The 13,150-nt window shown below is 54.4% G+C and carries 11 protein-coding genes; 9 read left to right on the top strand and 2 right to left on the bottom strand.

The annotated features are described in order from the left end of the window. Positions 1-17 precede the first annotated feature (17 nt). From JJU14_RS02500 to JJU14_RS02460, 9 genes are all read left to right on the top strand, one after another. Positions 18-869 (top strand): NAD-dependent epimerase/dehydratase family protein, encoded by an 852-nt coding sequence (locus JJU14_RS02500; protein WP_228611025.1) that lies wholly within the window; start codon positions 18-20, stop codon positions 867-869. A gap of 3 nt (positions 870-872) precedes the next feature. Next, positions 873-1,571, top strand: coding sequence for an SDR family oxidoreductase (locus JJU14_RS02495; RefSeq protein WP_228611024.1), 699 nt, complete (start codon positions 873-875; stop codon positions 1,569-1,571). Positions 1,572-1,674: 103 nt separating this feature from the next. Beyond that, positions 1,675-2,493 (top strand): hypothetical protein, encoded by an 819-nt coding sequence (locus JJU14_RS02490; protein ID WP_228611023.1) that lies wholly within the window; start codon positions 1,675-1,677, stop codon positions 2,491-2,493. 16 nt (positions 2,494-2,509) lie between these two features. Next, positions 2,510-3,280 (top strand): alpha/beta hydrolase, encoded by a 771-nt coding sequence (locus JJU14_RS02485; protein ID WP_228611022.1) that lies wholly within the window; start codon positions 2,510-2,512, stop codon positions 3,278-3,280. Next, entirely contained in the window at positions 3,277-4,053 is a 777-nt protein-coding gene (locus tag JJU14_RS02480; protein WP_228611021.1) for an arylmalonate decarboxylase, read from the top strand. The genes JJU14_RS02485 and JJU14_RS02480 overlap by 4 nt, the downstream gene beginning before the upstream one ends. A 6-nt stretch (positions 4,054-4,059) precedes the next feature. Then, a complete protein-coding gene (locus tag JJU14_RS02475) occupies positions 4,060-4,935 on the top strand; it encodes an isocitrate lyase/PEP mutase family protein (protein ID WP_228611020.1) in 876 nt (291 codons plus the stop codon). Beyond that, positions 4,936-6,339: a 3-isopropylmalate dehydratase large subunit gene (gene leuC, locus JJU14_RS02470; protein ID WP_228611019.1), complete on the top strand. Its 1,404-nt coding sequence runs from the start codon at positions 4,936-4,938 to the stop codon at positions 6,337-6,339. Then, positions 6,339-6,938 (top strand): 3-isopropylmalate dehydratase small subunit, encoded by a 600-nt coding sequence (gene leuD / locus JJU14_RS02465; protein ID WP_228611018.1) that lies wholly within the window; start codon positions 6,339-6,341, stop codon positions 6,936-6,938. The genes leuC and leuD overlap by 1 nt, the downstream gene beginning before the upstream one ends. Positions 6,939-7,087: 149 nt before the next feature. Next, positions 7,088-8,896 carry an ABC transporter ATP-binding protein/permease gene (locus tag JJU14_RS02460; RefSeq protein ID WP_228611017.1) on the top strand — a complete coding sequence of 603 codons (1,809 nt, stop codon included), beginning with the start codon at positions 7,088-7,090 and terminating at the stop codon, positions 8,894-8,896. 11 nt (positions 8,897-8,907) lie between these two features. Here JJU14_RS02460 and JJU14_RS02455 read toward each other — a convergent pair whose 3' ends face one another. Together JJU14_RS02455 and JJU14_RS02450 are read right to left on the bottom strand one after the other, a co-directional pair. Then, entirely contained in the window at positions 8,908-11,979 is a 3,072-nt protein-coding gene (locus JJU14_RS02455; RefSeq protein ID WP_228611016.1) for an efflux RND transporter permease subunit, read from the bottom strand. Beyond that, the gene (locus JJU14_RS02450) at positions 11,976-13,067 is read right to left on the bottom strand and encodes an efflux RND transporter periplasmic adaptor subunit (RefSeq protein WP_228611015.1); all 1,092 of its coding nucleotides are present in this window, start codon (positions 13,065-13,067) and stop codon (positions 11,976-11,978) included. The genes JJU14_RS02455 and JJU14_RS02450 overlap by 4 nt, the downstream gene beginning before the upstream one ends. Positions 13,068-13,150: the final 83 nt, after the last annotated feature.

The raw sequence follows: 13,150 nt of genomic DNA, 5'->3' as shown, positions 1-13,150 counted from the left end.
TAACTTGAGGGGGTGCCATGCATTGTTTTATTTTAGGTTTGGGTCACATTGGCAAAGCGTTGGCCAAAGCTCTGAAACAACAGGGACATCGTGTATCCGGTAGTACTACCAGCCCGGAAAAAGTTGCGGCCCTCTCAGAGCTGGTGGATGCGGTGCATGTGCTGAAAGGGGAAGAAAGCGACAAGCTGAGGCAAGCCGCCGCAGGCTGTGATCTGATCATTGTCACTGTGGCTCCTAATGTCCGGCAGACCCGTACCCGTGAAGAGCGTGAAACCCATTATCATCAGGTGCTGGAGCTGAGTTGTCGGCATGCAGCTGCCGCCTGCCAGCGGGTGATTTTTTTATCGTCTTTTTCAGTGTACGGCGATGGGGGGAACGGCACGGATCCCATCAGTGAAAATACGCCGACCGCCAATCACGATGAACCTTCATCAAAGTATTATCAGGCCGCCGAGCAGGCGGTGCTGCAGCATCGTAGCGGTTGCGTGCTGCGTTACCCCGATATGTATGGTGCCCCGGGCGATCTGGATTTTCCGGCCCGGGTGCGGATGGCACTGGATTATTTTGGCGGCAAGACGGTGTTTTCGGCCGATGCGCCTTTGTATGCCATTCACTTTGATGATGTGGTGCGCTCGGTGTTGCATGCGATTGAACAGCAACTGAGCGGCATCTACAACGTCTGCGATAACGAGCGGGTGCCTTACAGCAATCAACAGGTGTTTGATGCAATTTGCCGGCACCACGGTTGGCCGGAATTAACCTATTCAGGGCAGATCCTGGCACCAAACCGCAAAATATCAGCGGACAAGTTGTATGCCACTGGTTTTCGGGTGCAGCAGCCGGATCCGAATGCCCGCTGGGTGGAGTAACTGATGCGTATCGTTATTACAGGTGGAAGCAAGGGCATTGGCCGCGCCATCGCCGATGAATTCTGGCGACGTGGTCATCAGGTGTTGGTGTGCGGGCAGAATAAAGACGAGTTGGCTGCGTTGGCGGCAGCTTATGATCATCAACGCTTTTATACCACGGTCTGCAACATCCAGCAGCTTGAGCAGGTAGAAGCTTTGCTGGCAAAAGCGCTGGATTGCATGGGTGGGGTGGATATCTGGCTGAACAATGCCGGCCTTGCTAATACTACTAAGTCCATTCTGGATACCACGCAGACTGCTCTGCAAAGCATGGTAACTACTAATGTGCTGGGCACCATGCAATGCAGCCGGGTAGCCGCAAAGTGGATGCAGCAGCAAGGGCAGGGCAAGATTTTTACCATGCTGGGGGGCGGCTCCGATGGCGAGTACTTTGCCGGCATGGGGATTTATGGCAGTACCAAGCGGGCACTGGATTACTTTACCGATGCGCTGGCCAAGGAGCTTGCTGGCAGCGGTGTGCTGGTTGGCAAGATCCGGCCAGGCATGATCATCACCGAAGGCGTGATCCGGGAGTCCAAAGCGGATCTGGCTAACTTTGAGCGCCGCCGCCGCTTGCCAACCTGGTCTGCGATGAACCCGAAACCGTGGCACCATTCTTGGTGGATGCCATGTTGCGTTGCCGTAAAAGCGGTCAAAAGATAGCCTGGCTGTCGCGTACCAAAATCTTACTGCGTTTGCTGAAAGGCAGTATTCGCAAGCCTGCTGATAAATTCAGCCCCTATGGCCTTTGAATCCGGAGAAAACAATGTCAAATCATAAAGAAACCAAAACCCTGGATGAGTTTCTGGCAGAGAACCCCAATGTGGATGTCACTGAGTACTGGCGCCGCTGCTGGGGGATCCTGACCGCATTAAAAGACAAAATAGCCCGACGTTTTCCAGAGCTGCAGCAGCATCCTTCAACCTTTGACCGCGATTATTACACCTCGCCAAATGGTGAGTGGGAAGGCAGTTATCAGGCCTGGTCCGGCCCGGGAGTGGACTGGCTGGTGAACTCCTGGATAGGCAATCGCAAGGCCAGCATTCTGGATATGAACACCACGGCTTTTCTTGATCAACAAACCGATGTGCCGCATCTGGTGATTGTCTTTGGCACTGTGCCTCATCTGTTTTGTTACTGTGATTACACACCGCGGCGCAACCTGCTGACGAATGTCGACTACCTGGACAAATACTTCAATGACGAGGTGAATGACTGGTACCTGAAGCTGCGCAGTAACCCCAATTTCCATTGGTCGGTCAGTCATGGTCCTTATATGCGCGCTTTAAACAACCCGGCGACCCAGAGCCTGATGGGTGAGTTGAGCCATGAGAACATCTCGGTATTTGAAAACTACTTGCACGAGAAAGTGGATCGCTGGCTTGGCTGGCTGGATGCGGCCAGCCCGGTGCCGGTAGGTGAGCGGGCGAGCTTGCAGCAACAGGATCATATTATCCGTGAAATGAGTTACCGACGCGATCCAATGAATAAACTGGCGGTGAAGGTATTTGGTGCTGAGGAAGTAGAGCGCATGATAGAGCTTCGCATGGGCCAGCAACAAATTGCCGAGACCCGGCAGTATTAAGGTAACCGGAGGCGTTATGCTGAAAAAATTGCTCTGGGGATTACTGGCTCTTCTACTGTTGGCAACGCTGGTGGTTGCTGTCTGGATGAGTATCCCCTTTGCCTATCAGCAGGACCGCACCCAGCAGGCTTTGCTGTCGGATGATGCGGTGCTGGTCAGTCAGACGCCCTGGTACCAGTTTGTGCCAAAAGCGCAGCAGCCGACCGACGGGGTGATTTTTTATCCGGGCGGTAAAACTGCGCCCGAGACTTTTGCCCCTGTGATGCGCCATTTTGCCGAGCAGGGCATGTTGGCAGTGATCGTGCCGATGCCACTTAATACTGCGTTTTTGGGCGTGAACAAGGCCGATGCGGTGATGGCGTCTTATCCAGCGATAGAACGCTGGCATCTGATTGGCCATTCACTGGGTGGGGTTGCGGCGGCGGCCTATGCCAACCGACAGCCAGAGCAACTGAGTAGTTTGCTGTTTTGGGCATCTTACCCGGCGTCTGATCTGAGTGCACTGACCGTGCCAACCCTGTCGCTGAGTGCGGCGCTGGATAGTCAAACCACGCCGGAAAAAATACAGGCCTACCGCCAGCGCTTTCCGGGCAATACCCTTTTTATGGAATTGCCGGCCGCCAATCATTGGCAGTACGGCTACTTTGCCGATGCGCTGAATACCGAAAGCGGTTTGCAAAGTCGCAATAAGCAGATCGAGCAGTTGGTCGCGCACAGCCTGGCCTTTATCCATAGCCAGCAGCCGGTAGACCGTCTGCCCCTTACCGAACAGGAACCTTTACCATGAGTGTTGATTACTACGGCTATCGAAAAAAGTTTGCTGTGTTGGTGCCCTCCACCAATACGGCGGTGGAGCTGGAATACAATAAAATGCGGCCAGAAGGCGTGGTGCTGGCAACCCGTGGTTGCGTGATCCCACCGTTTAAGGTGACCAATGAAGACGAATTTGTTGCCATGGTCCAGGCGATAGGGGCTGCTACCGAGCAGGGCTTACGCGATGCGCTGACCTGCCGGCCCGATCACGTCATTTTTGGCTATTCGGCCGAAACCTTCTGGGACGGCAAACAACGCTCGGATCGGGAGTTTGCCCGTTACAACGCCATTGCTCAGGAAGTGGGCGGCTGCAATGTCACCTTTGGCGCTCAGGCCATTATGGATGCGCTTAAATGCTACCCCTGGGTGAAGAAGATTGCCGTGGTGACGCCTTACATGCCGGTGGGTGACAACCAGGTGGTCACCTTTTTAGCAGATATAGGTTATGAGGTAGTGCGCATTGCTGGCCATTGTTCAGCGGGCCCGGTTGAAATTGCGCATGAATCCTTTGGTAAAACCCGTCAGCTGGTGCGGCAGGTGGATGGCGATGATGTCGATCTGATCCTGCAGGCCGGCACCAATCTGTACTTTGTCGAACTGGCAGCGCAACTGGAAAAAGAGCTGGGGAAACCGGTGCTGGCTATCAACGCCCTGACCTTCTGGCATGCCTTGCGAAGCAATGGCATTGCTGATCGTATTCAGGGCTTTGGCTCTTTGCTGGCAGAACATAGTGCCTTGCCGGAGTAGGGCAGCATGACGACTGTATCGCTAAAACAGCAGCTCAGAGCCGGCAATACGCTGAGCCTGCCCGGTGTCTACGATGGCTTGTCGGCGCAACTGGTAGCCCAGGCTGGTTTTTCTGCTGCTTTTGTTTCCGGTGCCTGTGTTGCTTTCAGCCGGCTTGGTAAACCGGATCTGGGCCTGGTAAGCCTGAGTGAACTGGCCCAGTGTGTAGCGCAAATCCGCGAAGCTGTCGATTTACCCTTGCTGGTGGATATGGATACCGGGTTTGGCAATGCACTGAACACGCAGCGTGCCGTGCGCCTGCTGGAGCGCTCGGGCGCTTCGGCGCTGCAAATTGAAGATCAGCAGATGCCCAAGCGTTGCGGCCATATGCGTGGTAAGCAGGTCATTTCCTGTCAGGAAATGGTTGGCAAGCTCAAAGCCGCGCTGGATGCGCGTCAGCAGCATGATACGCTGATTGTGGCGCGCACTGATGCGCTTGGGGTAACCGGCTTTGACGATGCGCTGGAGCGGGCTGAACATTACCTGGCCACTGGCGTGGACGCGCTTTTTATCGAGGCGCCGCACAGCATCGAGCAGATGCAGCGCATCAGTGCGCAATTTGCCGGCAGGATCCCGCTGGTACACAACCTGGTGGAAGGGGGCAATAGCCCGGTACACAGCCGCCAGCAGCTGGCAGCGCTTGGCTACCAGATCGCATTATTTCCGGCATCCTTATTAAACCGCTTTATTCCGCAGGCTCAGCAGTTGCTGAAACACCTGGCCGAGCAGGGCGAAACAAAAAGCCTGGCCGATAGCATGACCGATTTGCATGGCATCAATGCCGTCTTATCGGCAGATAGCATCCTGGCCGATATCAGCCATTACCGTGAGGAGACGCTCTGAATGGGACTGACCTTATACCAAAAAATTTATCAGAGCCATCTGGTAGCGCCGCTGAATGCGGGCACCGATCTGTTGTACATTGATCGTCACTTTATCCATGAAGTGACTTCGCCCCAGGCCTTTGCCGGCCTCAGGCAAGCCAAACGGGCGGTGCGAAAGCCTGAGCTGACGCTGGCCGTGATGGATCACAATGTATCCACCCAAAGGCGAACCCTGGATGCCGCAGGTGAGACCTCACGAATTCAGCTGGAAGCTCTGGCACACAATTGCGATGAGCAAGGCATTACGCTGCTTGATTTAACCCATCCGGATCAAGGTATTGTGCATGTGGTTGGCCCTGAGCTTGGCTACACCTTGCCGGGCATGACCATTGTGTGTGGCGATTCCCATACCTCTACCCATGGCGCCTTTGGTGCTTTGGCCTTTGGCATCGGCACCTCGGAAGTGGAGCATGTACTGGCAACCCAAACTTTGCCACAGCAGCCGGCCAAAACACTGAAGATCCAGCTGGATGGCCCGCTTGCTCCGTGGGTAAGTGCCAAAGACATAGCGCTGGCGGTGATCGGCCAGCTGGGCACGGCTGGTGGCACTGGATACGTGGCAGAATTTTGTGGCAGTGCCATTGAAGCGATGAGCATGGAAGGGCGAATGACTCTGTGTAATATGAGCATTGAACTGGGCGCCAAAGCCGGGCTGATTGCACCGGATGACACCACCTTTGCCTATTTGCAGGATAAACCCAATGCCCCCAAAGGCGAACAATGGCAGCAGGCGGTTGCTTACTGGCGGACGTTGCACTCCGATCAGGATGCTGTGTTTGACCGAGAGATCCAGATAAACACCGACAGCATCAAACCGCAGATCAGCTGGGGCACCACGCCGGAGCAGGTGATCGCCATTGATCAGCCGGTACCGGCACCGGACAGCTTTGCCGACAGTGCCAAACAAGAGGCAGCGCAGCGTGCCCAGAACTACATGGGGCTGCAGCCTGGCCAACAGCTTGGCGGCACCGCGGTCGATGTGGTGTTCATTGGCTCCTGCACCAACAGCCGGTTGGAAGACTTGCGGGCCGCTGCGGCCATGATTAAAGGACGAAAAGTCGCAGCCGGAGTGCGCGCCCTGGTGGTGCCAGGCTCAGGCCGGGTGAAACGTCAGGCCGAAGCAGAAGGCTTAGCCCAACAGTTTATTGCCGCCGGTTTTGAATGGCGTGAGCCCGGCTGCTCCATGTGCCTTGGCATGAATGACGATCGTTTGCTGGCAGGTCAACGCTGCGCCGCGACCAGCAACCGAAACTTTGAAGGTCGCCAGGGGCGGGGGGGCCGTACTCATCTGGTGAGCCCGGCGATGGCTGCCGCTGCTGCCATTGCAGGGCACTTTGTAGATATTAGCCGGGGAGACTGCTGATGAGCACTATTTTTGCCAGTGGGCGTATCTGTCCGCTTGATAAAAACAATGTCGATACTGATCAGATCATTCCCAAGCAGTTCTTAACCTCGATTGAGCGCCATGGTTTTGCCGATGCGCTGTTTTTTGACTGGCGCTATCTGGCCGATGGCAGGCCAAACCCGGATTTTGTGCTGAATCAGCCACGGCATCAGGGGTGCTCCATGCTGTTAAGTCGGCGCAATTTTGGCTGCGGTTCCAGCCGTGAGCATGCGCCCTGGGCGATAAAACAGTATGGTTTTGGCGTGATCATTGCCGAAAGCTTTGCCGATATCTTTGCCAGCAACAGCCTGAATAATGGCATCTTATTGATTCGTTTAGACGCCGATGCGATCGAAACACTGTTTCAGCACAGCCGTAAACCCGAGCTGGTTTGGAGCATTGACCTGGAGCAGCAGCTGTTATGCTGTGAGGATGGTGTGCGTTTTTCATTCGACATCGATGCCGATGCCAAACAACGGCTGTTGCTCGGTCTGGATTTTATCGGTTGCAGCGAACAGCTGACACCGCAGATTGATTTGTACGAGCAAAACCGAAGCCAGCAGCTGCCCTGGTTGTAGCCGGCACCTCAACCTATGCTGTTACCAGCCGGCTGCGTCAGGCTGGTTGGTAACGTCTGCCGGGCAACTTGTTGTACTTTTCAGTTGAGATCCGCACCGATACCTCTTACCTTGGCTGCCAGCTGTCTCTTGATTGAAGTGAGAATTTGATGCGTGGAATGCGCTCTGCCGCCAAACAGACGGAACCATCCAAACGCAGTTATGCCATGTCGTTGCGACAAAGTGTGCTGACGCTCTGGCCCTATTTAATGGCGTTTAAGGGGAGGGTATTGCTGGCTTTGCTCTGCCTGGTCGCAGCCAAAGTGGCGACGTTGCTGATGCCGTGGGCGCTAAAAGAAATTGTCGACGCGGTAGATGGGCAGCGTCAGCAGTTGTTGATGATCCCGGTTGGCCTGGTAGTGTTGTATGGTTTGCTGCGCTTTGCCATGGTGTTCTTAGGGGAAGTGCGGGATGCTTTATTTGGCCGGGTGACTGAGCATGCGATGCGTCAGCTTGGTTTAAAAGTATTTGAGCACTTGCATAGCCTGGAGCTGTCATTTCATTTGGACCGGCAAACCGGAGGGATCAGCCGTGATATCGAGCGTGGCACCAATGGCTTGAGTTTTCTGATGCGCTTTTTGATGTTTAACATCGTGCCGACCTTACTGGAGATTCTGGCAGTTGCCGTGATCTTCAGCCTGCTGTTTTCGCCAGTCTATGCGTTGATCATGCTGCTGGCCGTTGGTTTATACATCTTTTTTACGGTATTTATCACCGAATGGCGCAATGCCTTTATCCGCGCCGCTAATCAGGCCGATAACACCACCAATAGCCGGGCAGTCGACAGTTTACTCAATTATGAGACGGTGAAATATTTTAACAACGAGCAGCATGAAGCCAGGATTTACGATGGATTTTTGGCCACCTGGGAGCAAGCCCGTTTGAAGAACCGACTGAGTCTGCTGGTGCTTAATTCGGGGCAGGCGCTACTGATTGCGTTGGCTATGACCGCTTTGATGTGGTTGGCGGTGACAGAAGTAGTGGCCGGCACCTTAAGCATCGGTGGGCTGGTGATGTTAAATGCTTATTTGCTGCAGCTGTTTATGCCATTGAACTTCCTTGGTTTCGTCTACCGGGAAATCCGCCGGGCGGTAACCGATCTGGAAAATATGTTGGGATTACTCACCCGCAAACCCAGTATCGCCGATAAAGCCGATGCTGCGGAGTTGACGATAGCTGGTGGGGCTATTTGCTTTCAGCGCGTGAGTTTTGCTTATCAGCAGGGGAGACCTGTGCTGAATGACCTTAGCTTTGAGGTGAGCGCTGGCCAGAAGGTAGCCATTGTCGGAGCATCCGGTGCTGGTAAAAGTAGCATTGCCCGTTTGCTGTATCGCTTCTATGAATTGAATGCAGGACAGATTTTGATTGATGGGCAGGATATTAGCCAGCTGACATTGTCATCGCTGCGCCGGGCCATTGCCATAGTGCCGCAGGATACGGTGTTGTTTAACAGCAGTATTCGCGACAATATTCTTTATGCCAAACCTGCCGCCAGCGCAGCCGAGGTCGATAAAGCCATCGATATGGCGCATTTACGTGATTTTGTCAGCCGCTTGCCAGAGGGCGATCAGACCTTGGTGGGTGAAAGGGGCCTGAAAGTGTCCGGCGGTGAAAAACAGCGCATCGCGATTGCCCGCGCCATTTTGAAAGGTGCACCTATCCTGGTATTCGATGAGGCCACTTCATCGCTGGACTCGCTGGCTGAGCAAGCCATTCTTAAGGCCATGCGTGATGTCGCCAGCCAGCACACCAGCCTGGTAATTGCGCATCGGCTATCAACCATTACCGATGCTGATCGTATTGTCGTGCTGCAGCACGGTAGGGTGATTGAGCAAGGCACTCACCAGCAGCTGCTGGCGCAACAAGGCGAGTACGCCCGCATGTGGCAGCAACAGGCACAGCAAAAGGAATCATCTTGATGCTGCTCTGCTCAAGGTGAATCAGCCTTTGCTTTACCAGGTCGTAGTTTTTCGCCCAGCACCAGCATGCAAGGGGTTAAAAATAACGTCAGCAAGGTAGCAAAGGTTAAGCCACCGGCAATGGCGCTGGATAATTGAGTCCACCACTGGGTAGATGGTGCGCCAAAACCAAGGCTGGGCTCCAGCAGATTCACATTCACTGCCAGCACCATCGGCATTAAACCCAATACCGTGGTTAAAGAGGTCAGAAGCACTGGCCGCAGTCGCAGACAGCCGGTTTCCAGCGCTGCCTCTAAGGCGGACATGCCTTGTGCTTTCATGCCATTGTAGGTATCAATCAACACGATGTTGTTATTGACCACAATGCCGGCCAGTCCGATGATGCCCATACCCACCATCACAATGCCAAAGCTTTGGCCATTTACCAGCAGGCCCAGTAATACGCCGGCGGTAGAAAACAAAATAGCGGATAACACCAGCAGTGTCTGATACCAGCTATTAAATTGCAGCAGCAAAATCATCATCATTAAAAAGATAGCGCTGATAAAGGCTTTGATCAGGAAGGCGGCGGCTTCCTGTTGATCGGCATCTTCGCCTGCTGTGCGGATAAAAACGCCATCAGGCAGTTCCAACTGAGACTCTTGCAGTGCTTTTAAGCGCTCACTGACCTGATAGCCGCTTGCTAAATCGGCTTTGATGGTCACTGCCCGGTTGCCGTCGATGCGTTTAATGACGCTGGTTTTTGGCGCCGGTACCAGTTGGACAAAGTGGCTTAGCGGCACCTGCCCATAGGACGTTTGCAGTGTCAGACGAGTCAGTTGGGTCAGCGAGCGCCAGGATTCCGGAAAGCGAACCCGAATATCCACTTCATCGCTGGCAAATTCAGGCCGGTATTTGGCCAACAGCAAGCCATTGCTGATCATCTGGACGGCGTTGCCCACCGCCTGCACATCGGTGCCAAAGCGGGCGGCATTGGCCCTGTCTACCTCGACCCGCCACTCAATGCCGGGCAGGCTGCGGTCGTCTTCAATGTCGATAAAACCACCCAGTTGCTGCATGCGCCGTACCAGGCTGTCGATGGCAGCATCGAGCTGGGCCGGATCCTGAGCACTGACCTGCAGTTCTATCGGTTTACCGGCCGCAGGGCCCGCCTGCTGCTGTCTGAATTCCAGTACGATGCCTGGTATATGCTCAGTCAGTTGCCGCATATCCTGCAAAATAGCCGCTGCTGGCCGGCGTTGATGCCAATCGATAAACTGAAATTGCAAGGTGCCAATCACATCCGCACCCAGTTCACCGCCTGCCGATGCCATGGAGCGGGCATAGAGGGCTTCGACTTCGGTCAGGCCCTGCAGCTTGTTTTCCACCCGGCGTAGCAGCGCATCTTTTTCCTGCACCGATAAATCGCCACGTGCCCGCAGCCAGACTTGGGCGGATTCAGGCTCTACCGCCGGAAAAAATTCAACACCATGATTCCATTGGGAGTAAGCTGCATAAATCAGCAGGATAAAGCCCAGCATGCCGCAGAAGGTGCTGCCAGGGTAGTGCAGTAGTTTAGCCAGAAGTTGGCGGTACAAGCGCCCACCTTTGCTTACCTGAGTTGGGTGCTGATGCTGGCTTTTGCCAGAAATAGCGCCCATTACAGGTAAGAAAACCAAAGCCATGGCCAGGGAAGCCAGTAAACACAGGATCACAGTGGCTGGCAGATATTTCATAAATTGACCAACCATGCCAGGCCAGAACAGCAAGGGCACAAAGACCGCCAGCGTGGTGGCTGTAGAGGCAATAATGGGCCAGGACATTCGGTGCGCGGCATTGAGCCAGGCTTTCCTGGCACTCTGGCCTTGCTGTTGATTGCGATCGGCCAGTTCGCTGACGACAACCGCGCCGTCAACCAGCATGCCTGCCACCAAAATCAGTGCAAACAGCACGATGATGTTCATGGTGAAGCCAAGGCTCCAAATCCATAAAATACCGACAAAGAAAGCACCGGGAATGGTGATGCCAACCAGCAAGGCGGAGCGGACACCCATGGCCGCCATCAGCAGTAGTAACACCAGAATGACGGCGGTCAGCACATTATTTAGCAAATCACTTAGCATCAATGTGACTTGTTTGGATTGGTCCATGATGTAATTGATCTGCATGTCCGGTGGGAAGGCTGCGCTTAGTTCATCGATCACGGCTTTGGTTTGCTCAATCGTGCTGATGATATTGGCACCACTGCGCTTTTTAATCTCCAGCACCACGGCAGGTTGGCCATTAATCCGGGCAAAGCCCAGTGGATCTTTAAAACTGTGCTGGATGCTGGCGACATCGCCAAAGGTGACTACTTGCTGGCCAACGGCTTTGATCGGCATGTTCAGCACATCGTCCAGGTTTTCAATGACCCCTGGTACCTTGATGGCCATACGACCAGCGCCGGTATCCAGGCTACCAGCCGCCACTAAGCGGTTGTTATTGGCCACCAGATTAAACAACTGCAGGTAATCCAGCTCATAGGCTTCCAGCACTTGAGGATTGACAATAATTTCCAGCAGATCTTCCCGATCACCGCCAATATCCACTTCCAGCACCTCAGGGATCCCTTCAAGCTGCTCTTTGAGCTGGCGGGCCATGCTAACCAGCTGCATTTCGGAGACCGGACCGGATAAACCGACTGTCAGTACCGGGAACAGGCCGACATTGATTTCGTTGACGGTAGGCTCCTTGGCTTCGGATGGCAGTTTGGCCCGGGCTGCATCCACCCGCACCCGGACATCCTGCAGCGCACGATCCGGATTGAAACCGGCGTCAAATTCCAGCATCACCGAAGCATGGCCTTCACTGGCTGTGGAGGTCATTTTCTTAATGCCTTCCAAAGAGCGCAGTTCATGCTCCATCGGCCGGACCAGCAACCGCTCGCCATCTTCCGGGCTGATACCATCCAGCGACATGGAGACATAAATCAGTGGTATGGCGACATCGGGGTTTGATTCTTTGGGAATGCTTTGATAGGCGTAGAAACCGGCTATAAACAAAAACAGCAGCAACATCAGGCTGGCACGGCTGCGATCCATCGCACTGGCAATAATGGTTCTCATTCAGTCGTCCTTGTGTCTTCCGTTGTCCTTGTAACCAGCACCTGATCGCCGGGCCGGACAAAACCTGCCCCGGTCTGGATCAGCTCTATCTGTTCGGGCAGGCCAGTCACCCAAATCCCCTGAGGGTCGGCTTGCAGCAGCTGCACCGGGTAACGAACTACCTGCTGTGCTTCCACTACACTGACTGCCAATTGACCATCCGGGGTCAGTTGCAACAGAGCTGGTGACAGTCGGTGTGCTGTCTCTGGCGCTAATTGAATATGCAAGGTGGCACTGGCACCGGCAATCCTTAATAAATCAGGGTTATCGGCCCAAACCTCCAGATAAAAGCTTCGGGTAGCTTCATCGGCCTGCAGGCTGACAAAATGCACTGTGGCATCCAAAGCGCTGCCGTCCAGCAGTGTAAGCCGCACTTGCTGGCCAGCCTGCACCCGCTGCACTTGCTGTTGCGGGATCTGGGCACTGACTTTTAGCCGTTCAATCTGGACCAGCTCCAGCAGCTGATTGCCGGTTTGTACAAAATCACCGACCTCCACCATGCGGCGGTTGATGTGGCCGGAAAATGGAGCTGTCGGCTTGGTATACCCCAGTTGTCGCTCAGCATGACTGCGCTCTGTTCTGGCGCTTTCCAGCTCACTGGCCAGGCGGATAAGCTCGGTTTGGGATAAAAATTGCTCGGCTCCCAGTTTTTGAGCACTTAGGTATTCGGCTTCACGCAGCCGTACCAAAGCTTCTGCCTGAAGCAGTCGTTGGCTCCGGCCCTCGTCGGACAGTTGCAGCAATGGCGCGGCGGCGGTTACCGTCTGCCCTTGCTCAACCAGCAGTTGCTGCACGGTGCCTTCCAATTGCGCCTGAATAAGTACGCGTTGAAAAGGCTGAACGTGCCCCTGCAACACCAGTTCAGGCTGCATCAGCTCAGCCCGGCTGATTCGGGTTTCAACCCTGGGCAGGGCCAGCGTTTCCTGTTGCTGAAAGGGATCCATACTTTGCTGCGCGCTGCGAAAGTCACCGCTGGCAAACCAGCCAATGATCACAATAAACAACGCTGCCAGCAGCCAGTATGTGTTGCTCCAAGGCTTGTTTGCCATCCGAACCACCCTTATTCCCAAAGCTTAGAGCCTAGTAGGTCAGTATTCGGTGTATGGATCAATCAGCTTTTAGTTATTTCCTG

The organism is Alkalimonas sp. (genome assembly GCF_020831925.1).
Lineage (GTDB): Bacteria > Pseudomonadota > Gammaproteobacteria > Enterobacterales > Alteromonadaceae > Alkalimonas.
The sequence above is the reverse complement of the archived record's forward strand: the minus strand, read 5'-3'. Positions and strand labels throughout refer to the sequence as shown.